Annotated in this window: 25 protein-coding genes; 5 read left to right on the top strand and 20 right to left on the bottom strand. The window is 48.7% G+C overall.

Annotation, left to right across the window (positions count from 1 at the left end):
- Positions 1 to 2: 2 nt before the first annotated feature.
- Positions 3 to 1796 carry an ExeM/NucH family extracellular endonuclease gene (locus CRO03_RS15310; RefSeq protein ID WP_097112506.1) on the top strand — a complete coding sequence of 598 codons (1794 nt, stop codon included), beginning with the start codon at positions 3 to 5 and terminating at the stop codon, positions 1794 to 1796.
- Positions 1797 to 1957: 161 nt separating this feature from the next.
- On the top strand, positions 1958 to 2854 hold the full coding sequence (locus CRO03_RS15305; protein WP_097112537.1) for a phosphoribulokinase: 897 nt from the start codon (positions 1958 to 1960) through the stop codon (positions 2852 to 2854).
- A gap of 55 nt (positions 2855 to 2909) precedes the next feature.
- Here CRO03_RS15305 and speD read toward each other — a convergent pair whose 3' ends face one another.
- The 11 genes from speD to rpe form a co-directional block, all read right to left on the bottom strand.
- A complete protein-coding gene (gene speD / locus CRO03_RS15300) occupies positions 2910 to 3716 on the bottom strand; it encodes an adenosylmethionine decarboxylase (protein ID WP_019675691.1) in 807 nt (268 codons plus the stop codon).
- Positions 3717 to 3764: 48 nt separating this feature from the next.
- Positions 3765 to 4193 carry an OsmC family protein gene (locus CRO03_RS15295; RefSeq protein WP_097112536.1) on the bottom strand — a complete coding sequence of 143 codons (429 nt, stop codon included), beginning with the start codon at positions 4191 to 4193 and terminating at the stop codon, positions 3765 to 3767.
- A gap of 84 nt (positions 4194 to 4277) precedes the next feature.
- Positions 4278 to 4628 (bottom strand): DUF3802 family protein, encoded by a 351-nt coding sequence (locus CRO03_RS15290; protein ID WP_097112505.1) that lies wholly within the window; start codon positions 4626 to 4628, stop codon positions 4278 to 4280.
- Positions 4629 to 4735: 107 nt separating this feature from the next.
- Positions 4736 to 6205: a succinylglutamate-semialdehyde dehydrogenase gene (gene astD, locus CRO03_RS15285; RefSeq protein WP_097112504.1), complete on the bottom strand. Its 1470-nt coding sequence runs from the start codon at positions 6203 to 6205 to the stop codon at positions 4736 to 4738.
- A 13-nt stretch (positions 6206 to 6218) separates the two neighbouring features.
- On the bottom strand, positions 6219 to 7238 hold the full coding sequence (gene astA / locus CRO03_RS15280) for an arginine N-succinyltransferase (protein WP_097112503.1): 1020 nt from the start codon (positions 7236 to 7238) through the stop codon (positions 6219 to 6221).
- A gap of 114 nt (positions 7239 to 7352) precedes the next feature.
- Positions 7353 to 8570, bottom strand: a complete 1218-nt coding sequence (locus CRO03_RS15275; RefSeq protein ID WP_097112502.1) for an aspartate aminotransferase family protein — start codon at positions 8568 to 8570, stop codon at positions 7353 to 7355.
- Between the two features lie 290 nt (positions 8571 to 8860).
- On the bottom strand, positions 8861 to 9976 hold the full coding sequence (locus CRO03_RS15265) for an HDOD domain-containing protein (protein ID WP_097112500.1): 1116 nt from the start codon (positions 9974 to 9976) through the stop codon (positions 8861 to 8863).
- Positions 9976 to 10587 carry an anthranilate synthase component II gene (locus CRO03_RS15260; protein ID WP_097112499.1) on the bottom strand — a complete coding sequence of 204 codons (612 nt, stop codon included), beginning with the start codon at positions 10585 to 10587 and terminating at the stop codon, positions 9976 to 9978. Before CRO03_RS15260 ends, CRO03_RS15265 begins: the two co-directional genes overlap by 1 nt.
- 111 nt (positions 10588 to 10698) lie before the next feature.
- Entirely contained in the window at positions 10699 to 11385 is a 687-nt protein-coding gene (locus CRO03_RS15255; protein ID WP_170949033.1) for a substrate-binding periplasmic protein, read from the bottom strand.
- Positions 11386 to 11476: 91 nt separating this feature from the next.
- Positions 11477 to 12481 (bottom strand): tryptophan--tRNA ligase, encoded by a 1005-nt coding sequence (trpS, locus tag CRO03_RS15250; RefSeq protein WP_097112497.1) that lies wholly within the window; start codon positions 12479 to 12481, stop codon positions 11477 to 11479.
- 78 nt (positions 12482 to 12559) lie between these two features.
- On the bottom strand, positions 12560 to 13237 hold the full coding sequence (rpe, locus tag CRO03_RS15245; RefSeq protein WP_097112496.1) for a ribulose-phosphate 3-epimerase: 678 nt from the start codon (positions 13235 to 13237) through the stop codon (positions 12560 to 12562).
- A 222-nt stretch (positions 13238 to 13459) separates the two neighbouring features.
- Here rpe and CRO03_RS15240 point away from each other — a divergent pair, with 222 nt between their 5' ends.
- The 3 genes from CRO03_RS15240 to CRO03_RS18690 all read left to right on the top strand — a co-directional run bounded on the left by CRO03_RS15240 (position 13460) and on the right by CRO03_RS18690 (position 14743).
- A complete protein-coding gene (locus CRO03_RS15240; protein ID WP_097112495.1) occupies positions 13460 to 14140 on the top strand; it encodes a TorF family putative porin in 681 nt (226 codons plus the stop codon).
- 154 nt (positions 14141 to 14294) lie between these two features.
- Positions 14295 to 14549, top strand: coding sequence for a hypothetical protein (locus CRO03_RS15235; RefSeq protein ID WP_212682431.1), 255 nt, complete (start codon positions 14295 to 14297; stop codon positions 14547 to 14549).
- Positions 14549 to 14743: a DUF2970 domain-containing protein gene (locus CRO03_RS18690; protein ID WP_097112494.1), complete on the top strand. Its 195-nt coding sequence runs from the start codon at positions 14549 to 14551 to the stop codon at positions 14741 to 14743. Before CRO03_RS15235 ends, CRO03_RS18690 begins: the two co-directional genes overlap by 1 nt.
- Here the strand turns inward: CRO03_RS18690 and CRO03_RS15225 are convergent.
- The 9 genes from CRO03_RS15225 to CRO03_RS15185 form a co-directional block, all read right to left on the bottom strand.
- On the bottom strand, positions 14682 to 15560 hold the full coding sequence (locus CRO03_RS15225) for a Dam family site-specific DNA-(adenine-N6)-methyltransferase (RefSeq protein ID WP_097112493.1): 879 nt from the start codon (positions 15558 to 15560) through the stop codon (positions 14682 to 14684). The two genes, CRO03_RS18690 and CRO03_RS15225, sit on opposite strands and share 62 nt — an antisense overlap.
- Before the next feature lie 4 nt (positions 15561 to 15564).
- The gene (locus CRO03_RS15220; protein ID WP_097112492.1) at positions 15565 to 17061 is read right to left on the bottom strand and encodes a hypothetical protein; all 1497 of its coding nucleotides are present in this window, start codon (positions 17059 to 17061) and stop codon (positions 15565 to 15567) included.
- Entirely contained in the window at positions 17061 to 18116 is a 1056-nt protein-coding gene (gene aroB / locus CRO03_RS15215; protein ID WP_097112491.1) for a 3-dehydroquinate synthase, read from the bottom strand. Before aroB ends, CRO03_RS15220 begins: the two co-directional genes overlap by 1 nt.
- A gap of 36 nt (positions 18117 to 18152) precedes the next feature.
- Positions 18153 to 18671, bottom strand: coding sequence for a shikimate kinase AroK (gene aroK, locus CRO03_RS15210; protein WP_097112490.1), 519 nt, complete (start codon positions 18669 to 18671; stop codon positions 18153 to 18155).
- A gap of 166 nt (positions 18672 to 18837) precedes the next feature.
- Positions 18838 to 20904 (bottom strand): type IV pilus secretin PilQ, encoded by a 2067-nt coding sequence (locus tag CRO03_RS15205; protein WP_097112489.1) that lies wholly within the window; start codon positions 20902 to 20904, stop codon positions 18838 to 18840.
- Positions 20905 to 20922: 18 nt separating this feature from the next.
- Positions 20923 to 21459, bottom strand: a complete 537-nt coding sequence (locus CRO03_RS15200; protein WP_097112488.1) for a pilus assembly protein PilP — start codon at positions 21457 to 21459, stop codon at positions 20923 to 20925.
- Positions 21456 to 22055, bottom strand: a complete 600-nt coding sequence (locus tag CRO03_RS15195) for a type IV pilus inner membrane component PilO (RefSeq protein ID WP_097112487.1) — start codon at positions 22053 to 22055, stop codon at positions 21456 to 21458. The genes CRO03_RS15200 and CRO03_RS15195 overlap by 4 nt, the downstream gene beginning before the upstream one ends.
- Positions 22052 to 22648 (bottom strand): PilN domain-containing protein, encoded by a 597-nt coding sequence (locus CRO03_RS15190; RefSeq protein WP_097112486.1) that lies wholly within the window; start codon positions 22646 to 22648, stop codon positions 22052 to 22054. The genes CRO03_RS15195 and CRO03_RS15190 overlap by 4 nt, the downstream gene beginning before the upstream one ends.
- Positions 22636 to 23715 (bottom strand): pilus assembly protein PilM, encoded by a 1080-nt coding sequence (locus tag CRO03_RS15185; protein WP_097112485.1) that lies wholly within the window; start codon positions 23713 to 23715, stop codon positions 22636 to 22638. The genes CRO03_RS15190 and CRO03_RS15185 overlap by 13 nt, the downstream gene beginning before the upstream one ends.
- Positions 23716 to 23834 lie beyond the last annotated feature (119 nt).

Raw genomic sequence — 23834 nt, 5'->3', positions numbered from 1 at the left:
TCATGCGTTTAATGATGTTTATGCCGCTTATCGCAATACTGCTAGGCCTGACAGCCTGCAGTAATTCTGAGCAGCAACTTAGCTGTGACGCGCCGTCCCGACCCGTTGTCACTATTTCTGCTATTCAGGGCCAGGCAGAGCAAAGCCCGTTACTGGGCCAGCAAGTGATAACCCAGGGGGTGGTAATAAGCGAAGTGTATCCTGACTCGCCACTGCCCGGGTTGATGCTGCAAAGTCTGGCTGCCGATGATAAGCCTCAGACTTCAGAGGGTTTATTTATTCAGCTTACTGAGTTCAGTGGTTATCAGCACGGCGACGTATTGCTGCTACAGGGCACGGTAGCTGAAATTAACGACCTGACATCGCTGACAGATATTAACCAGGTTGTCCGATGCGCTACTGAGACGCAACCCGAGCCAATGGCTGTTACCCTGCCCCTGCCCGCTGAGCTGAACTTTGAAGCACTTGAAGGCATGTGGCTGAGCTTTTCGCAGGATCTGATTGTTAATGACAGCTATCAACTGGGCCGCTATGGCGAGCTGATCTTGGCCGACCAGCGCTTACTTGTACCGACTGAAATTAAACAACCCGGCGCAGCAGCCCGCGAGTATGCAGCACAACAACTACGGCAAATGCTGGTGCTGGATGATGGCCGCTGGCAGCAAAACCCCGATCCGGCGCCTTACCCGCCAACCGGTCTGACTGCAGACAATAGTCTGAGACTGGGTGACACCGTGCGCGGTGTCAGTGGCCTGTTGTTTCAGGATGAGCGCGGCTACCGGCTAATCCCTACCCGGACTCCGGAGTTTCTGACTACCAACCCAAGGCCAGCCGCGCCGGTTGCCAAACAAGCTGATGAGCTGCGGATCGCGGTATTTAATGTCCTGAACTTTTTTACCGGCCATGGTCAGGCAGAGCCTTTCCCAACCCGTCGTGGCGCCCGGACGCCGGCAGATTTAGCCCGGCAGCAGGCAAAGCTGGTTAGTGCGCTGGCGGCGATGGATGCGGACATAATCGGTTTACTGGAACTGGAAAATAATGGCTACGGTAACGGCAGTGCCATGGCAACGCTGGTGGCAGCATTAAACGATGTCGTCAGTACCCCCTATACCCTGGTTAAAACTGCAGAGACGCCGGGCACTGATGCCATTAAAGTAGGCTTAATATACCGGGGTGCAGCGGTCATCGAAACCGGCACAGCTGCTACTCAGACGGCTGAGCCTTTTACCCGGCTGAACCGGGCGCCGGTGGCTCAGACCTTTAAACATCTGGCCAGCGGCAAAGAGGTCACCGTAGCAGTTAATCATTTTAAATCAAAAGGCAGTTGCCCGCGGGACGCCAGCCTGCAATTACAGGCTGATCAGCACGACGGTCAGGCGTGCTGGAATGCGGCAAGGGTTGAAGCCAGCCATGCCTTATCAGCCTGGTTAGCGACGGCGCCCACCGGTGTTACCACCCCTTACCAGCTGGTTGTGGGTGATTTAAATGCCTACCGGATGGAAGATCCGGTACGGGCACTGGAACAGGCAGGTTGGACTTATTTGCATGATGAGCAGAATCCGGGGTTTTCTTATGCATTTCGTGGCCGCAGCGGTTCATTAGATCATGCACTGGCCAGCCCACAACTGGCTCAATATCTGCGCACGTTGCAGCACTGGTCAATCAATGCCGATGAACCCATGCTGCTAGATTACAGCAGCCGTTATAAATCAGCAGAGGCACAACAACGCCTGTTTGGGCCAACCCCCTACCGTTCTTCTGACCACGACCCGGTAATAGTAACCTTCGGCTTTTAACTTCCCTATGTGCCAGGCGGCCGGCGAACCTTGCTGACCGCCCAGCCAGCTCAATATAATTTCAATATCCCAGTTCAACTTGCAGACGTCTGCCAGATAAAAGTTGCAGCAGGTAGCGGTGTTGCTTTATGGTATCTGCAATTAATTTAATGGCGCAGCCTATGTCTCATAAAAATCCGATTATCGCGATCACCGGCTCGTCAGGCGCCGGCACTACCACCACTACGATCGCTTTTCAGCATATATTCCGTACCCTGGGGATTGATGCCTCTTTTGTCGAAGGTGATTGCTTTCATCGTTTCAGCCGGCCGGAAATGGATTTAGCGATGCGTAAAGCTAAGGAAGCAGGCCGTTATATCAGTTACTTTGGGGCTGAAGCCAACGACTTTGCTGCGCTGGAAACCTTTTTCGCCAGTTACGCGGAAACCGGCACCGGCCGCATTCGCCATTATCTGCATACTTTTGATGAAGCCGTACCCTATAATCAACTGCCAGGCACTTTTACCCCCTGGCAGGATTTACGCGCCAATACCGATTTGCTGTTTTATGAAGGCTTACATGGCGGTGCAGTAACCGAGCAACACAACGTGGCGCAACATGTCGACTTACTGATTGGCATGGTGCCGATAGTTAACCTGGAGTGGATCCAGAAAATTATTCGCGACACCTCAGAGCGGGGCCACAGCCGCGAGGCAGTGCAGGCCAGCATTGTCCGCAGTATGGATGATTATATTAACCATATTACGCCGCAATTTTCGCGCACTCATATTAATTTTCAGCGGGTGCCGACTGTGGATACCTCTAACCCGTTCAGCGCAAAAGATATTCCGTCACTGGATGAAAGCTTTGTGGTAATCCGCTTTCGCGGTATCAAGCATGTTGATTTTCCGTATTACCTGCGGATGATCCATGGCTCTTTTATGTCGCGGGTAAATACCCTGGTGGTACCAGGTGGCAAAATGGGCTTAGCAATGGAGTTGATTCTGACCCCACTGATAGAGGCAATAATGCAAAAGCGGCGCCAGGCTCGTGGTCAGGCCGACTGGTTAGGTAAGTAACCCTGTCTGCACTGGCCGCCAGCTGGCGCCGCCATTGTCATCCTGAATTTTGCGGTTACTTCATCTCAGGTAAATTACGACCGTAGAAAATTTCCCGGATTTCCTTAAACACCTTTTTACTGATCGCCTTCTGCTCATCTGCTGTCATGCTATCGGTACCCATGCCAAACAGATAGTTGTTCAGATCAGCCTCTTTTAACATCATCTTGGTGTGAAACAGGTTCTCCTGATAGACATTAACATCAATCATCTGGAAAGCCTGCTTGGTATCAACATCCATAAAGTTCTGAATAGAACTGATTGGATGATCAATATAATGCTTGGTACCGCTGATATCGCGGGTAAAACCGCGGACCCGGTAGTCAATAGTTACCACGTCTGATTCAAAACTGTGGATTAAAAAGTTCAGCGCTTTTAACGGCGAAATAATGCCACAGGTTGACACTTCAATATCGGCCCTGAACGTACAGATGCCGTCATGCGGATGCACTTCCGGATAGGTGTGAACACAGATATGGCTTTTATCCAGATGCGCGACTACTGCTTCTGGCAACGGCCCCGGATTCTCTGAATTGTCAGGATTGACCAGCACCGGTTCCTCGCTTACCAGAATCGTTACGCTGGCACCTTGCGGATCGTAATCCTGGCGGGCAATGTTCAACACATTGGCACCGATAATATCTACTACTTCAGTTAAGATATCGGTTAACCGATCAGCATTATATTGCTCGTCAATATATTCGATATATTCCTGCCGGTGCTGCTCAGTCTTGGCATAACAAATATCGTATAAGCTAAAGCTTAAACTTTTGGTCAGGTTGTTAAACCCATGCAGTTTCAGTTTTTCAAAAGGCTTTACCAATTTCTGCGTTCTCCACTACAGCAAGCGCTGTATTGTTTAGCTGGGCAATTACTCAGACGTATTAGCCTGGTTTGCATTGTTAACACTATAGGAATGGCTTACAGCAACGCTGCTGGCCAGCATAATAGACACCGAGCAATATTTATCCGCTGATAAATCGACTGCCCGTGCCACTTGTTTTTCGCTGAGATCATGGCCCGACACCACAAAATGCAGGTGAATTTTGGTAAACACCCTGGGCACGCTGTCAGCCCGCTCAGCTGTCAGTTCGACTTCACAACCCTGCACCTGCTGGCGAGCTTTTTGTAAAATACTGACCACATCTACTGATGAACAAGCTCCAGCCGACATCAGCACCATCTCCATCGGGCTTGGCGCTGCGCTGTCTGCACTGTTCGCATCAAACACCACGGCATGACCGCTGGCGGAGCGACCAATAAAACTCAGGTTATCAACCCAACTGACTTTTGCTTGCATATCCGGTCCCGGCATGAAATTTTAGGCTGGATATTCTACGGAAATATAGGGCGGGTAGCCAGCATTAATCCAGTGCGAGCAATGCTAATCCATTAGCCTGGCAATGGCGCTGTCAAACAGGTTTTTGATTAACAATGCAATTTCATTAATCAGCTCTGCCTGCTCGGCAGTTGCTTTTTTTTCCAGCACACTGCTCAGCACTTCCTGAAAATCATACATAATGCCATCAACTTCACGAATTATCATGCTGCGATGGTTCATTTCCAGCTCAGTATGCTGAGTACAGAGGGTGATAATTTGTTCGGCAACGCGTTCTTCCAGAATCTCCCCGACGCTCTTACCTTCGGGCAGTGCCGTGCCGTCCTCAGTAAACAGGGAAAGATGTTCAGTTAAAAACTGAATAAGATGTTCATAGCCGGGTTGATCAGTCACCATGTGGAAGGGTACCTGCATTGCTTGGCGTTAAAAAACATTACAATAGCGCAATTTAAGCAAAATGTCGGCAAGAAAACAAATCGGGGCCGCAGCCCCGATTTTACCAGTTAAAAAGTTAGCCCCGGAGACAGTTGCTCAGGCATTGACACTTGATCTAGCTCTACCGATGCAACCGGATAGGCGCAGTAATCGGCGGCGTAATAAGCGCTGGCCCGGTGATTACCACTACCACCAATACCACCAAATGGCGCTGCGGAGCTGGCGCCGGTTATCGGCCGGTTCCAGTTAACAATACCCGCTCTGATCCGCCGGTAAAAATGCTGATAAAGCTCCTGACTGTCGCTGAGTAAACCTGCCGACAAGCCAAAGCTGGTGTTGTTAGCCGCATCAATAGCCGCATCAAAATCGTTAAAGCGGAATACTTTTAATAGCGGACCGAAATGCTCTTCATCCGGGAAGTTCTTGACGTTGCTGCATTCGATAATACCCGGCGACACCAGCGCAGTATCGCTTTGCAAATGTTGCAGTTCAACCAAAATTTCACCGCCTAACTCAACTAATTGCTGCTGGGCAGCCCGCATACCCTTTGCTGCGGCTACTGAAATCATCGCGCCGATAAAGGGCTGCGGATCAGCATCATACAAGCCGGTTTTAATACTACGGGTCACTTCAATTAAGCGGGCCAGAATAGCATCGCCCTGAGCATTAGCCGGCAAAAACAGCTTGCGGGCGCAGGTACAACGCTGACCGGCTGAAATAAAGGCCGACTGCACGATATCATGCACCACGGCGTCAACGTTGCTGACATCCTGCACGATCAGTGGGTTGTTGCCACCCATTTCCAGTGCCAGGATTTTCTCTGGCCGACCGGCAAATTGCTGGTGCAAATAGTGGCCGGTGCGCGAACTGCCGGTGAAAAATAAACCATCGATACCATCATGGCTGGCTATCGCTTTGCCGGTATCTACCTCACCTTGCAACAGATTGAGCACGCCTGCCGGCAAGCCCGCTTTTTCCCATAGTTTAACCGTGTGCTCGGCTACCATTGGCGTTAACTCAGAGGGCTTGAACACCACGGTATTACCCGCCAATAAAGCAGGGACTATATGACCGTTAGGTAGATGCCCGGGGAAATTGTACGGACCAAATACCGCTACTACACCATGGGGTTTATGCCTGACAAAAGCCCGGCCCTGCGGCATCGGGTTCTCTTTCGTACCGGTACGCTCTTCGTAAGCCCGCACCGAGATATCAACTTTGCCTATCATAGCCGCTACTTCAGTGCGGCTCTCCCACAGCGCTTTACCGGTATCCCGGGCAATACAAAGCGCTAATTCTTCTTTATTGGCGGCCAGTTGCTCAGCAAACCGCTTTACGACTTCTACTCTGCCCTCGAAACTTAAATCGCCCCAGCCATATTGGGCGGCGCGGGCAGCATTAATGGCTGCCTCTACCTGTTCAGCACTGGCGGCCTCACCCTGCCAGACCTGCTGGTTTTTGGCCGGGTCCAGCGATGTAAATGGCTTGCCCTCTCCTGCCAGCCATTGGCCATTAATAAATTGCGCTGCGTGGCTCATGTCTTACCCCTGCTTAAATTCTGGTTAATCGGACCTGATCACCGGCTTTTACTCCCAAAGCATCGGCGCAGGCCTGCGGCAGTACAACCTGGTCGCTCTGCTCTGTCACAGTCAGCGGTAGCCAGGTGGCACGGAAATTTTCGATAGTTGTGTTACAGATTAGATAGGGCTGACTATCTGGTCCCGGCGTACCAATCTGCACCTGTAGTTTGCGACTATACCGAATTGAGCGGATATGCTCCACCCTTGCCTCAACGGTTGGCCCGGCGTCAAAAATATCGACATAGCCGCGGTTAGAAAAACCTTCCGACTGCAGTAACGCTATTGCTGGCCGGGTTTTTTCGTGCACTTTACCAATAACCTGCTGCGCTTCTTTGCTGAGCAAGCTGACGTAAATCGGGTATTTTGGCATCAGCTCAGCAATGAAGACTTTCTGGCCTATACCGGTCAGATAGTCAGCAGTCGGGAAGTCGACAGAGAAAAAGTGTTCCTGCAGCCAGCGCCAGAACGGCGAATGACCGTTCTGGTCTGATACACCACGCATTTCGGCGATAACCCTGTCAGCGAAGCGCTCGGCAAATTCAGCCATAAACAGAAAACGGGCTTTTGATAACAAGCGGCCGTTGTTTTTTTCACGACGGTTCTCACGTAAAAATAACGTACACAGCTCACTGACCCCGGTGTAATCATTACACAGGGTCAGAATATCCACTGTCTTGTAAACACCAAGTGAGCGTGAACTATGGACTACTTTACCCAAATGATAGTGATAAAAGGCATCATCCAGGCCTACTGCGGCTTCCAACGCGCTGGTACCACAAACGTCACCGTTGCTGGTGTCTTCCAGCACAAATAAATAACCTTCGTCACCCGGGCTGCTGACAGCCTTCTGTAACGACTGCTCAGAACGGCTGATCTTGCGCATCAGCAGCTCATCGTTCACCGGGAGCGAGGTAAAACCATGCCCCGACTCCACTGCCATCTGATAGAGCGCCGGGTAATCATCCGCTCGGATTGGGCGAATCACCATCATCGTCGCTTACTCCATTTTTGCTTTATAACCTGACGGGGCAAATGGTTTTGCCCCGAGCTGCTTCATCGGCGGTCTTTATGCCGCTTTATTCGTTTTGGTGTTCCAGACTTAAGCTTACGCCTCTACCACCTGTTTTACTGCCGCGGCGAAGCGTTGCATGCCTTCGCGGATATCCTGTTCGGTAATGACCAGTGACGGTGCAAAACGAATAACATCCGGGCCGGCAACCAACGCCATTAAGCCATGATCAGCTGCAGCCAGGAAAAAATCCCGCGCCCGGCCCCGGTATTTTTCATTTAGTACGGCGCCCAGTAACATGCCCTGACCCCGTACCTCTGTAAATACCTGATACTGATTATTAACGTCCTGCAGGCACTCGCGGAATTGTTGTTCGTTGCGTAGCACCTCTGCCAGCAGTTCCGGCTTGTTAATAGTATCAATAACCGCTTCTGCAACCGCACAGGCCAGCGGATTACCGCCGTAAGTACTGCCGTGGGTACCGACTTTTAAGTGACTGGCAATAGCGTTGCTGGTTAGCATCGCGCCAATTGGAAAGCCACCACCCAATGATTTTGCCGTGGTTAAGATATCCGGGGTGACGCCATAGTTCATATAAGCATAAAGTTTGCCGGTACGGCCTACTCCGGTTTGTACCTCATCAAATACCAGCAGCGCGTTATGCTGATCACATAAGTCGCGCAGGCCCTGCAGAAATTCCGGTGTTGCCGGAATAATGCCGCCCTCGCCCTGAATAGGTTCGACTACGATAGCGCAGGTATTATCAGAAATAAGCGCCTTGACACTGTCCAGGTTATTGAACTCTGCATGGGCTACTGAGCCAGGTTTTGGGCCGAACCCATCGGAATATGACGCCTGACCACCTACCGTCACAGTAAAAAAAGTGCGGCCATGAAAACTCTTACCGAAAGAGATAATTTGCTGTTTCTGCTCACCGAACTTATCCAGTGCCCAGCGCCGGGCCAGTTTAAAGGCGGCTTCATTAGCTTCAGCACCAGAGTTGGCAAAATAGACTTTGTCAGCAAAGGTGGCATCAACCAGCTTTTTGGCCAGGCGCAGCGCCGGCTCGTTGGTCAGGACATTACTTAAATGCCACAGTTTGTCAGCCTGTTGCTTCAGGGCACCGACTAAAGCAGGGTGACAATGACCGAGACTGCTTACAGCAATACCACCGGCAAAATCAATATACTCGCGTTCATTTTGATCCCAGACCCGCGAGCCCTGGCCACGCACCGGAATAACGCTGGCCGGGGCATAATTTGGCACCATCACTTCATCAAATAAGGCTCGGTTTACTGCAAAGTTTGTTGTCATGTTCCTTTCCTCTTTCTTAAGCGGGGTCGGTCTGTTGGTCAGGATCTCACTGCCACTGCCGGTTATTATCGCAGCATTATTACAGGTTTCGGGGCGGTTGTCTCGTCAGGAAAAATAGCTAAACCCAGAAAAATCAAGGGCTGCAGATAGATTTGCAGCCGAACTGAATAACTAAGCAGCCAGTGCCAGGTCATCCACAACAGACTGCCACCCCCGTTAAAGGTGCCGCTGGCGATATGCCTGTTCGCGGGCAAAAATCCGGCTTTGCATGAATATGGCTAAAAAAATTGTTATAAATCGATGCTAAGCCGTTTTAAATTGGTTTTGGCCAGGGTATTCAGCTGGTCCTCTGTTAATTTGACGGCGGTAAACCAGCTTTCTGCGTCCTGAGCACTGGCTTTACCTGCGGCCTTTAACTGCTGCCATTGCACATACACCTGAGCTTGCTGCACTATCCGGCCCAATGGGCTGATACCATTAAAGCCGATACCTTCTGCCAGCTGGTCCAGCGTCTGGCACAGTGGTAAATGCTGCAGTGACCAGCGTGAGCAGATGTCGGCACTTAAGATTTCAGCAAATTCCAGTAAACTGTTACTTAAAAAACTGGCGTCCGGTTCAAGGCTGTCCAACGCATCTGTTAATTCGTTATTGCGCTCGTCCCGCGCTTTAAGCAGCTCTTCTTGTTTAATTTGCTGATAGGTACGCAGATAATTGCGGGTCACCACTATGTGGCCAAGTGGATGGAACAAGCCGATACAAAACGCCGCATAAGGAAGTTCTGCACTATCTTCTGCCAGCCGGCGCGCGGCTATGGCACATGCCAGCGTGTAATCCCATAAGCGGGTTTTAAAGCCGACAAAAGGGTCGGTCGCATGCGGCAAACAGCGGCGCATGCCATATACCGGCACAATCAGTTGCAGACTTTCCACCCCGAGAAAACGCAGCGCCGTTTTGACATCTTTAATAAGCGCACCTGAGGCTGTCCGATTACGATATTGCGGTTGATTAACCAGTTTCAACAAGTCTTCCTTCAACCAGTCAACCTGACTGATTAACGGATCCAGTTGATTAATAGTAACGGCTTTATGCGCAAGTTTATCCAGCACCTGATGATAATGGTCCCCCAAATCGAAGATAGATGCGCTGACCAGGGATATATTACCCAAACGCTGAAACAGCTCGTCAGCAACCTGGTCATGCATATGGGCCTGAGCAAACTCGACAAACTGCTGGCGAGCCTGCTGGCCTGCCAGACGCTGCTGCATGGCCTGTGCATCGACGGCTAACAATTTACGGGTCGTTGTGACGCCGGCCTTGACCTGATACTGCAAACGGGCAGCATCCGGGTTTACACCGATAAACTCATCCCAGAAACGTTGATTTAATGACTCAGTTGATGTGTTCATTAACAATTCACTACGCTATGCGGTGCTACGACCGCCGCCAGACTTAAAAAATTAGCCAACATAGCTTTGCCCGCGCTACTTAAAATGGCTTCAGGGTGAAACTGCACGCCATGCACCGCCAACTGGCGGTGCATTAAGCCCATTATTTCTGACGACTGGCCAGACTCTTCTGTCCAGGCCGTTATCATTAGCTCTGCAGGAAGGTTATCGCTCGCAACCAGTAGCGAATGGTAACGGGTTACTGCCAGCGGGCTGGGCAGGTCGGTAAACACAGACTCGCCCTGATGATAAATATCAGAATTTTTACCGTGCATTACTTTACCCGCACGACATACTTTACCTCCAAAAACCTGGGCAATCGCCTGATGTCCGAGGCAAACCCCTAATAATGGGACTTTTCCGGCAAAGTGTTCAATTGCCGCCAGGCTGACACCGGCCTGTTCCGGCGTACCCGGGCCTGGTGATATCACCAGATAATCAGGTGCCAGTGCAGCCATTTGCGCCACATTAATTTCATCGTTGCGCTTTACCACAACCTGCTGGCCAAGTTCGGCAAAATACTGCACCAGATTCCAGGTGAAAGAATCGTAATTGTCGATCATCAGCAGCATGTAGCTGATACTCCGTTAAATTGAAGCTGCTATTAAACCAGACAGCAGGCTATGTCAGCAAGCTGTAGCCACCATCTGACAATAATGGTTTGCTGGCAGCTCTATCATTAGTTATTCAGGAAGATCTAAAACAGCAAGATGGCGGCACTGCCTGACAGCCTGGTTAAATTGTGGCAAGTACTCAGCAGCAAAACCGGGATTCAGATAAAAGCCTGCTTCACGCTGATAATAACCTGACAGTGCCAGCCCTTCGATAGCTGCTTTTTGATATTCCGCAGCCACTGCTCCAGGTACGCTAATCGCTTCTACCCTACCGGCGCGTAACAGTGGTAACAACTGCTTGTAATCATTTACCTGATGAATATTCTGATAGCCCTGTTGCGCCAACCATTCGGCCTGAGGTGATGCCTGTTTAACGGCAATATTAAGTTGCTTGTTTTGCCAATCGGGTTGGGGCCTCAAATAAGCCCAGTAATCCTGCTCCTGCACCAGATAATCGCTTGGCTGCAATAATTTGCTGCGCTCAGGAGTATAGCCCATCGGAAAAATGACATCGAACTGATGCTTTACTGTCACATGTACTAAACGGGCTGTAGGGAATTGCTGCCAAACAAAGTCAGCATTAAGCTGATGCTCCATACAATCAATGATAGCGCGGTAATTATAAGCCGAGCCAGGCTTAAACTTGCCATCTGCCAGCACTTCCAGGCCCGGAAAGCTTATTGCAGTGACGGCTTTAATTTGCCAACGTTGACTATCGCCAGAAGCTAATACATTGAAGGTCAAACAAACTGACATTATGACTATGCTATAACACTTTAACATAGCGTTTCACCTATAAATTTAGCATTAACTACAACAGTAAATGTCAATATAATGTCTTTTGGAACTATGGCAACACAAAACCTACGGCATCGTTTACTTTAGCCAGAGTAACTGCCGCCCGGGCCCGGGCTTTTTCAGCTCCGGCTCGCATTACGCTTTGCAGTACCGGCAAATCAGCCCGTAACTCGATAAAGGATTTTTGCACCGGTTCCAGCAAGGCAATAACAGCATCAGCGACATCACCTTTTAGATGACCATACATTTTACCTTCGTATTCAGCCTCCAGCGCCTGCACCGTTTTCCCGGTAACGCCACTCAGGATACTTAGCAAGTTCGCCACACCAGGCTTGGCGTCGATATCAAAACGCACCCGCGGTGGGTCCTCGGAATCTGTCATGGCTTTTTTAAACTTTTTGCTGATCATTTTCGGGTCTTCCAGCAAGCCAACAAAATTCCACGGATTCTCGTCAGATTTTGACATTTTTTTCGTCGGGTCCTGCAAACTCATTACCCGGGCGGCAACTGGCGGGATATAGGGCTCTGGCAAGGTAAACACCTCACCATGTGCCGCATTAAACCGCATAGCAACATCGCGGGCTAATTCCAAATGCTGTTTTTGGTCATGGCCGACCGGAATTTGATTGGCCTGATAAAGCAGAATGTCAGCCGCCATTAATACCGGGTAGGTAAATAAGCCGGCGTTTACATTATTATTATGGCGCTCGGACTTGTCTTTAAACTGGGTCATCCGGCTTAATTCACCAAACTGGGTATAACAATTCAGTACCCAGGCCAGCTGGCTATGCTCCGGAACATGTGACTGCATAAATACGGCTGAGCGAGCCGGGTCAATACCGCAGGCTAAATATAGCGCCAGGCTGTCTAGCGATGCACTGCGCAGTGCTACCGGGTCTTGTCTTACCGTAATGGCGTGCAAGTCGACGATACAGTACAGACAGTCATAGTCATCCTGCATCTGATCCCACTGTCGCAGTGCACCCAGATAGTTACCAATGGTGAGTTGTCCTGAAGGTTGGGCGCCACTTAATACAATAGGTTTGCTACTCATGATGGGTTCACTGTCCTCGGTTAAAACATCTGCAAAAGAGCTGCATTATAGCCGCAAGCGCCCTTTGCCCGCAGTAATTTATTTACCATGCACTGCCGCCAGGGTCTGGCGCATGCTGTTGATCGTCTGTTGATAATCATCGCTGTTAAAAATAGCGGAGCCGGCAACAAACATATCTGCTCCCGCTGCGGCAATCTCACCGATATTATCTGCCGTAACGCCACCATCGACCTCCAGTCTGATTGGCAGGCCACTGGCGTCAATTATTTTCCGGACCTGAGCCAGCTTATCTAAGGTAGCTGGAATAAACTTCTGGCCGCCAAAGCCCGGGTTAACTGACATCAGCAGAATAACATCCAGCTTTTCCAACACGTAATCCAGATAGCTTAGCGGTGTGGCCGGGTTAAGTACTACACCCGCCTGGCAACCATGACTTTTAATCAGTTGCAAAGTACGGTCAATGTGGCGTGACGCTTCCGGGTGAAAGGTAATAATACTGGCACCTGCTTCCGCAAACTGCGGGACCAGACTGTCGACCGGTTCGACCATCAGATGAACATCTATCGGCGCAGTTATGCCGTAATTTCGCAATGCCTTACATACCATGGGCCCAATCGTCAGGTTTGGCACGTAGTGGTTATCCATCACGTCAAAATGAACCACATCGGCCCCGGCTGCCAGCACGCTCTCAACTTCGCTGCCAAGCCTGGCAAAGTCTGCAGATAAAATTGAAGGGGCGATTAAATAAGGCAACATACAGGTGCTCCACACATCTTAAAAAGCTGACTTTACTGAATTAACGACTAAAAAGCACGTGCCGCAACTTGCACAAAAAGCAGGCAGCAGCGCACCAGTTAAGCGCAAAAAGTAAACTAAGCGCCTTCCAATAACTATCATACTATTGATTTTTATAGTTTATTTTATCTGGCATGCTTATTGGAATGGATTAGCCAGGGAATAAACATAAGGGCAATACCAATGAAAATGACAACGACACTCTCCAGTTTAATCACCGCCGGTTTACTTATCGGTCTGGCCACTACCAGTACCCACAGTCAAGCAGTTGAGCTCAGCGGTGATATTACGTTCACTTCCGATTATGCGTTTCGTGGTATTTCGCAAACCGATGAAGCTCCTGCTATCCAGGGTGGCCTGACCCTGAGCGACGAATCAGGCTTTTATGTTTCAGTATGGGGCTCAAGTGTCGATTTCGGCGGTGAAGGCACCCTTGAGTTTGACGTGATGCTGGGCTGGAGCGGTGCAATAAACGAAGAATGGTCAGTGGATGTCGGCGTGATGCGTTATGGCTATCCAAATACGGAATTTGCCGGTTCTAATTTCTATGAACTCTATGGCTCGCTCTCCTACCAGGATTTCACGTTCGGTCTTGCTTACAGTGATGATTACTACGCTAATGCCGGCACATACTTCTACTTATATGGTGGTTACAGCTATGCCATTACTGACAATCTGGCACTGGATTTACACGTTGGCCAGAACGAATACGATGACAGTGCAGCGAGCTATCTGGACTGGAGCATTGGCTTGAGTACCGAAGTGCTGGGGGCAGGTCTAAGTCTGGCCTACGTTGATACTGATATTGATGACTGTAATCTGTGTGACAGCCGGGTCATATTCAGTGTATCAAAAAGTTTCTGAGGGTAACTGATAGTCTGTAAAAAAAAGTTGCTCGGATACCCTGAGCAACTGATCCGGCTAATTACTACAGCGTATACTAAATAAGCAACTTGTATCCAAAATGCAGATCAATTACACTCTGCAACTAGTGATTAAAGCGTTAACTGGATTTAACATGAAAATTACCTTTAATAGTAAAGTATTAGCGATTGGCACAGTCATAGTGTTGACTGGTGTCGCCGCTGGTTACGTTAAAACTACCCCGCTTTGTCAGGATGACAACGCGACGACTGCTAACGAATTATGTCAGAATGTGCAGCAAAACTGGTTAAGCTGGATTAAAGGTGACAGCCGCTCCACCCAGTTTCATTTTGTTGACTTCCTCGAGTTGTTAAACCGCTTAACCCCTGCCAGTAATAAAACTAATTAATGACTGAAACTAAGGCCAGCACCTGGCAAGTAATAAAAGCCGTTCTGGGTGCATTCGTCGGCGTACAATCAGAAAAACAACGACAGCTTGATTTCCAGACCAAGAGCATTATCCCGTACATCGTAGTAGGTGTTATTGCTGCATTGTTGTTTGTCGCAACCCTTTTGCTGACGGTAACACTGGTGCTGGGTTGATTGCCGGATACAAGGCAAACAGTTCCGCTACCTTGCCCCTGCCTGCACCATTCTGACTAATAGAACGTCCAACCTGGACACTCCGTAAAGCTGCCTGCTGATAGATTTTGCGCGTCCAGGTTGTATCATGGTTACTAATCAACACACTGTGGCCTTTTTGTTGCGCCTGCTCAGCTAAATTTGCCAGCTGTGCCTGGTCATCCAGGTTGAACCCTTGACGGGCATAGCTGGTAAAACTGGCCGTTTTGCTAAGCGGCACATAAGGTGGATCGCAGTAAACAATAGCACCCGGTGTCAGCTCGGCGAAAACCTGCTGGTAGCTGCTGCAGCTAAAACGGGCTTTTTGGGCTTTCTCAGCAAAATAATACAGTTCTGCTTCGGGAAAGTATGGCTTTTTATAACTGCCAAAGGGCACGTTAAACTTGCCCGAAAGGTTGTATCGACACAGCCCGTTATAACCATGTCTGTTGAGGTACAGGAACAACAACGCTCGCTGATAAGGGTCTGTACTGCTGTTAAACTGTTGCCGAAAGGCAAGATAACTACTGCGCACATTAGCACTGGCACAGAACAGACTGTTGGCATCGGCAACAAAGGTATCGGCTTTATGTTGTACTATCTGATATAACTGAATTAAATCTGCGTTAATGTCGTTCAGGACATAACGCGGATAATCAGTATTCAGAAACACCGAACCTGCACCGACAAAGGGCTCAACTAACTCAGGTCCGGCAGGCAAATGTTTCGTCAGTTCCGGCACCAGGCTGTATTTTCCACCGGCCCACTTCAGAAAAGCCCGGTTACGCTTTACATTCACCAGACTATTCCTGTACTTCTGTCGCAGCACGGTTCCGTGCCAGCGCTTTAATTTCTTGTTGCACCTGACCAACCGGTTTAATAAAGGGCCCGGCTGCACGCAATGACTCGGGTAGCGACGCCATGGCCTGTCTTGCACTACTTATGTCAGGATAATGGTCCTGGTTAAGGATGATCCATTGCAACTGGCCCTGCCAACTGCGCTGATACACCATAATGTCAGTATCCGGATAAGAGCGGGCAAAGCGCTGCAAGGCAGTTTCTGATGACAGGACAGCCAGCTGCAGCACTCTTGATTCCGCTGGCAACGCAAGTAACTGCGGCTCCTGATACAGCGAACCCGCTGCTGGAATCGCTGCTGCTGTAATACTGGTTGAAGATGAGGTGTCGGCAGGTTTTGACACGACCTGCTGCTCTGCATTCCGGGATGACTCTGCAATTGCTTCAGTTGAGCCCTGCTGGCTCTCTGCCGTTTCTGTTAAGTCTGGCACTGCAGAACGGGCCTGTTGTTGCATGGACTCAGGCAGCTCAGAGCTGTCTACTGACTCAGGATTGGTTACTGGCTCAGCGCTGCTATCTTGCGCGGAGCTGCCATCTTGCGCGGCGCTGAGAGTAAGCTCAAGGCCTGTTATCACTTCAGGACTGTCAAACAGCGCTGATACGTCTTCAGACTCCGGGCTATTTGTCTGCTCAGGGGTGTTAACACGCTCAGAGCTGTCTAAAGGCTCAGGGCTATCTGCAGGCTCAGAGCTGCTTTCTGACTGATCGTCATGTTGCACGGCATTAGTTTTTGCAGTGGTGTCTGACCTTGTCTGTTCTGTGCTGGTGGGCAACCACCAGCTGATTGCGGCAACCAGCACCAACAACATTATAGCTGCAGGCAATAACCAGGATGCAGCATGCGTTTTGCGGTCTTCTGACTTAACCAGCGCACTGTGCAGCAAATGCATATTGCCCGCACTGGCAGCAAACCGCTCAGCGACCGCCAGTGGATCCAATGCTTTGTCTTTCAGCACCTGACCGGCGTCCTGCAAGGTAGGAATATTAATACTTAAATTCAGTGCCATATCGGCGGAGGGCTCGGCCAACATGAAAAAACCCAGGCAATTAAGTTGCAACAGCCTTTGCCGGGCACTACTACTAAGCAGATTAAAATTATCAACGATTAACAATAGCGGCAGACTGTCAGCTGGCGGTTCAGCCATCAGTGCTGCCAGTGCAGGTTCAGGCTGGCGCTGCCCAAACCAATGTTGTTTTAACTGGCCCTCCATCTCAGCCTCTGTAACCGGCTCGCTAAGTAGTGCCACATTTGCATGCTCAGAGAAAAGCTCTGCCAACGCTAAAGCCAGGGTCGATTTGCCACTACCTTCGCCGCCTACCAGACCAATATTCTGAAAGTCGTTAAAGGCCAGCTGAAATAACAACCTGTTGAGTAACTCGTGCTGCGAAGGCAGCAGATGGCGCAGCTCAGCGAGTTTCTGCTGTAATACCGTGGTATCCATCAGCCAAAAACCTGCTGCAATTCTGCTTCAGTAACATCCGCAACCAGGCTCGCCTGCCCCAATGCTGGCAGCAACACAAAACGCATCTGACCGTTTTTTACTTTTTTATCTGTCTTCATGTAAGGCAAAAAGTCGGCAATCTTCATCTTGTCAGGCACCGTTACCGGTAATTGGAAACAGTGCAATGCGCTACTTACCTTTGCCACGTCCCGCTCGCTTAACCAGCCACGATGGGCTGACAATTTTGCAGCCATTACCATACCAACCGCCACAGCTTCGCCGTGCAACCAGTTACCATAGCCCATAAATGCCTCAATGGCATGACCAAAAGTATGGCCAAGATTCAATAGTGCACGCTCGCCCTGCTCTGTTTCATCCCGACTGACAATATCAGCCTTCATCTGACAACAGTGCCGGATCATTTGCGCCAGAATGTCAGATTGCTGCAGGCAAATCTGCTCACTATGTTGCATTAGCCAGGTTAAGAACCCGGCATCACCTAGCAAAGCATATTTGACCACTTCTGCCATACCGGCAGCAAATTCTCGTGGCGGTAACGTGGTCAGAGTAGAAGTGCTGATAATAACCTGCTCAGGCTGTTTAAAAGCACCAATCATATTCTTACCAAGAGGGTGATTTACTGCTGTCTTGCCGCCAACAGAAGAATCTACCTGAGACAATAAACTGGTGGGAACTTGCAAAAAGCGGACGCCACGCTGGAAACAAGCAGCAACAAAACCAGTAAGATCGCCAATAACACCACCACCAAGCGCAACCAGTAACACATCGCGGGACATGCCTTTTTCAAGCAAAAAAGATAAGATTGTTTCAAAAGACGCCAGCGTTTTAAAAGCTTCACCGTCTTCAATAAGAATATGCTGGGGAGGATTGCTGAATAAGCCACTGACTTTAGCTAAATATAAAGGCGCTACAGTTGGGTTTGAAACTATAACAACCTGTCTGGCATTGGCTAGCGTTGCAGGCAATGCGCTAAAGCCGGTATCTATATCTATCGGGTAGCTGCGCTGACCAAGTTGGACTTCAACTTTTTGCATTTGCAGCTCCCCTTTCGTTAAACACCCAATTGCTCGTTAAAAACCCAACTGATCAATTATCTGGTTTGCGACAGCGCGGGCACTTTGTTCGTCAGTGCGCACAGTGAAGTCGGCGATTTCTTCATAAAGTGGGTTGCGTTCAGCCGCCAAACGTTCCAGAACCTCACGCGGTGCTTCTTCTGTTTGCAGCAGAGGGCGGCGTTTATCACGTTGGGTGCGGGCCACTTGCTTTTCTATCGGAGTCTCCAGGTAGACCACAATTCCACGGGCCGATAAACGGTTACGGGTTTCTTTGCTGATAACCGAACCACCACCTGTAGCTAAAACAATGCCCTGCAATTCGGTTAAGTCTGAAATTACCGTTTCTTCGCGCACTCTGAAACCGTCTTCTCCTTCCAGATCAAATACCCAGGCAATATCTGCACCGGTGCGGCGCTCAATTTCCTGATCTGAATCGTAAAAGTCAAGGTGAAGCATGTCTGCTAAATGACGTCCGATGGTACTTTTGCCTGCGCCCATCGGGCCAACAAGGAAGATATTACGTTTTTCTGCCATATGTCGAAGTGCTAAATCAGCTTACTCAATGAAAAGTTGAATTCAAGGACCAAAAGGCTCCCGCGAAAATTTGAAGCGCTGAATTATGTCAGGAATGGCCTTTCGTTGGCAAGTTAAATCTGACTTAATGCGGGAGCCGCTACGCAGCTCCCGCATCAGACATTGATTACTGGCCTTCAGTCAGGATTTTCGGAGTGACGAAAATAAGTAACTCATTTTTCTCATTAACATCACGTTTCGACCGGAATAATGCACCAACATAAGGTATATCACCGAACATCGGAACCTTAGACACAGTAGACAAAATTTGCTGCTGATAAATACCACCCAACACGATAGTCTCACCATTATCAACCAATACCTGGGTTTGAATTTGCTGGGTATCGATAGCGGTTGCTGGCCCTGTAGGCGTTTGTACTGTTTCACCCCGTGTATTCTGGGTGATGACCAGGTCCAGGATAATTTTATTATCCGGGGTAATCTGTGGCGTGACCGTCAGACTTAATACTGCTTTCTTAAATTCAACCGTGGTGGCACCGCTTGACGCTGCCTGAACGTATGGGATTTCCACACCTTGCTCGATGCGGGCCTCTTTCTGGTTCGAGGTAGTAATCCGCGGACTGGCGATAATTTCACCCTTATTTTCCTGCTCTAACGCTGATAACTCAAGGTCAAGCAAAGTACCGTCCGCTAAACGCGCCACATGAAAGGCAATACTGCCAGCCGGATTCTGAATTGGCAGGTTAACATTCCAACGATCATCTAATGCCGGGAACTGACCTGTCGAAATGGCATTTGAACCGTTGGCATTTCCAGAAACGCCGCGGTTACCACCACTGGTGCTTTGCTGGTCACTGAAACCCCAGCGGATGCCCAGCTCATCGGTAACGCTATCCCGAACGGTAACCATTCTTGATTCAATAAGCACCTGACGAACAGGTACATCCAGCCTCTCAATAAGCTTACGGACGCTTTCAATGTTCTTTGCGGTATCTTTAATTAAAATAGTGTTGGTACGTTCATCAACTACCACACTACCCCGGCTGGATAATAAGGTTGCATCTTTATTCGCCAGCAAACCGGCCAAATCTGCTGCTTTGGCATAGTTAATGGTTAAATAATCTGAATAAAGTGGCTCAAGTTGCTCGACCTGCTGCTTGGCTTCCAGTTCACGTGCTTCTCTGGCAGATAGCTCTTCAGTAGGTGCTACCATCAGGATATTGCCATCCATCCGCTTGTCCAGGCCTTTTACCCGTAACACGATATCCAGTGCCTGATCCCATGGCGTGCCATCCAAACGCAAGGTAATGTTGCCAGTTACCGAGTCACTGGTTACCAGATTAAAACCGTTATAGTCAGCGATTATCTGCAATACTGTCCGAATAGGAATATCCTGGAAATTCAGAGATATTGCGCGCCCTTTATATTCACGACCACCACCTAATATGCTGCGGTTAGAGGTGTCGCGCTCGACATTAAGGGTGAAAATATTATCAATTTGTTGATAGGTATAAGTAAATGCATCGCTGGTAGCAATTTCCAAGCGGGCTGATGCACCATCTTTAAATGTTTCAATTCCGGTGACAATAGTACCGAAATCCATTACATCTAACTGATACAACAACTCGTCCAGTATATCGGTATTGTGAAATTCAACGATTAATTTGCCAGCACGCTCGCTCACATCGACAGCGGCTGTATTTTCGCGCAGGAATACTAATACCCGCCCTTCGCCCTTTTCGCCACGACGGAAGTCGATAGCCTGCAGCCGGTTAATATATGTCGGTATTACATCGGCAGCCTGACCAACCTGCTCTGCGGTAGGATTGTCAGAAATGTGCATATAAAATACATTACCACGTACCCGCGTACGGTAAATCTTCAGATAATCAAGGTAAATTGTCGATTTAAAGCCTTCACCGAGGAATTCAGATTTAACTCTTTTAACGCCGGCTTTATCGATTAATACTTCTTCAAGTTTTTCTTCATAATCGGAGTTATCGAAATATAACTCAATCCGCGCAGGCTCGTTAAATACCTGAATGCTTGGATCGGTATAGAGATCTTCATCGAATATAAACTCGATCTCTGTTTCGCCGGTGAGCAAGGGGTTATACCTGACATCATACAGCAAAGGTACTGCTGCCGCTGGCAATGCTAACAACATCAGTGCTGCCAGACATAGCCGGGTGCCGGTGATTCCTCGTGAAATTCTTTTGATTATTTTATCCATGATATACTCGCACACCTATCAATTACTCGTCATTGCTGTATTTTCGACCATTTGAATCATGGTAGTCCGCTCTTTCCAGCAACCTGCCCCATCTGGGATCAACTCTAACAATTCAACATGGGTTGGCTCTACCGTAATGACCCGCCCGTGAAATAAACCAACATAATTATTCAGCGTTATCCGGTGCAAGGTTTGATCTGAGGCTTCAATCAAAGCCCAGATATTACCGGTATCACCCAGAGTACCGCGCATTTTCAGGTTATCCAGTGCATATTTCTCCAACGGCTCTTTCCGTCGCCTTGGGTCCGGATGCAAACAATCCTGCACTTGCAAGAATCGATCCTGCACTGCTTCAGGCCGTGGCTCTGAAAACGGACTCCGGCTATTTTGTGATACATATGCAATATGCTCGAACTCCTTAACCTCAGGTAACGGTTCAACTCTGGGCTGAGTACTGGCTTTAACCGAATCCATATGCGCCTGAACGTCGCTTAAGTCATCAAAGCAACCTGACAACAACGTTGCTACGGAGACAGCTAAGATGAGTTTTCTCATTGTGCAGTCTCCTTATAGCGGTAGGTTTTTGCAGTAACATTAAACCGCAACCGTTCATTCTCTGCAGTTTGGATCGAGAAGTCGTGCAGGCTGACAATCCGCGGTAACTTAGCTACTTCACTAACAAAATTACCGAACTGATGATAATCACCAACTACGTCTATTTTAATTGGTAATTCAGTATAAAATTCTTTCTCAATCTCCGGTTCCCAGTTAATCCGCAGAAAGGTTAACCCGCTAGTAGTACCAACATAGGTAATATCATCCAGCAAGCCAGGCGTTTCATGTGTAGTTGGAAGTTGCTTAAGTAAAAATGAAAATGTATTTTCCATCTCCACCATCTGCTGTTTGTACAGATCCAGGTTTACGGCTGAAGCATAGCGGGTACGATAAACCTGACGTAACTCAGTTTCTTTTTGTTTAGCACTGTTTAGCTCGTCAATTTTACTGTCAATTAATAAAAAATAGCTAAGGGTTGCCACCAGTGCCGCCAAAATAATGGCGAAAATGACTTTTGCCGCAACGGGCCAGGAGCCCATATTTTCGATATCAAGATCATTAATATCAATTTCAGATAAATTGAAATTCATGCTCATTGTGCACCACCTCTCGCACTGGGTGTAACCGGCTCACTATCCTGCACTGCTTCGTAGCCTTTTACCGTAAGATGCATTTTAAAGTTACTCAGTAACCTTGCTTCATCTTTACCGGCTTCAATAAACTCCAGTAACGGACTATCCAGTAATTCAGACTGTTCTGCATCCCGTAACATTGTCGACAATCGGTTATTGGACTCACTTCGGCCAATTAGCAATAAATTTGAGCCTTTTTTCTCTAATTGAGTCAGGTATATACCTGATGGAACCACCCGGGCAATTTCAGACATAATTTCCGTACCAAGATTACGACTGCCCTGTAACTGTTCAATCAGACTCATCCGTTGCTGCAGGCTGCGTTTAGTTTCATTCAGGGTTCGGATCTCTGCAATTCTCTGATCCAGTATTTTAATCTCATTCTCCAGATAGCGATTCCGCTGATACTGACCGTCAATCATGCTGCTGTACACCATGTTGATCAGGAAAAAAACCAAGAAACTGAAAACCGCTGTCATTGCCAATACAGTAACGTATTGTTTTTGTTTTTCTTTGCGCGCAGCTTCCCGCCAGGGCAGTAAATTTATATATGCCATGCTGAAAAACTCCGTAAGGCAAGGCCACTGGCAACCATCAGCTGCGGGGCGCTTTTATTTAGTTGTTCGCGGTCAACTGAGGTAGCAACATCAATTGTTTTAAAGGGGTTAGCGACAACAGTATGAATACCCAATTCATCAATCAATAATTTATCAATTCCCTCGATTAATGCAGTACCACCAGACACGATCAGATAGTCAACCGCGTCGCGGCCACTGCTTGTCAGGTACATCTGAATGCCCCGACGAATTTGTTGCAGTAACATAGTTTGAAAAGGTGCCAGCACTTCAAAGGTATAGTTGGGCGGTAAATCACCGGTAACTTTCGCCAGTTCTGCTTCATCATAGCTTTTGTTGTAGTACGACAAAATACTGCGGGTGTATTGCTCGCCACCAAAGGCCTGGTCACGGGTGTACAGGGTTTTGCCTTTTTCAACAATACTCAGTAAGGTCATGGTGGCGCCAATATCAACCAGCGCAACGACTTTACCTGCTGCATCATCCGGTAGCTGCTTTAAACATAACTCAGCTGCCCTGCTAAGGGCATAACTTTCGACATCAACCAGTTTAGCGTTGAAACCACCATTATCTAAAGCAGCAACCCGCGCCTCAACACTCTCAGTGCGCGCTGCACTCAGTAACACATTTACTTTTGATGGGTCTGATTCGTTGACATCTAATTTCTCGAAGTCGAGACTGACCTCATTCAATGGGTAAGGAATTAATGTATCAGCCTCAACTTCGATCTGACTTTCCAATTCAGCATCGGTTAATGACACATCCATGAAGATGACTTTGCTGATCACAGTTGATCCGGAAACCGCAGCGGCGGCAAACTTGACCGACCTTGGGATCTTCTTACGGATCTTGCCGATCACGTTACCGACAGCTTCGATATCCTGGATCTCACGATCGGACATCGCGCCTTTAATCATCGGCTCGACAGCAAAGGCTTCAACCTTATACTGGTTACCATGCTGGCTTAGCAGCACAGCCTTGACGGAGTGGGCACCAATATCGATACCGACCATCATGGGTGTTTGTTTACTGAACAGGCTTTTTATCATAGCTTCCTGTGGCCAATTTTTAGTTATGATTATTATTGTCGTATTCTTAGCTCAGACGCTATTTTTTAGCAAGAAAAAGCGTTTCATCGACAGCCAATAAATATATACTAGCAGCGTTG

Source organism: Arsukibacterium tuosuense (genome assembly GCF_900215315.1).
In the GTDB taxonomy this organism is placed as follows: Bacteria; Pseudomonadota; Gammaproteobacteria; order Enterobacterales; family Alteromonadaceae; genus Alishewanella; species Alishewanella tuosuense.
This window is presented reverse-complemented; position numbering and strand designations above follow the sequence as displayed.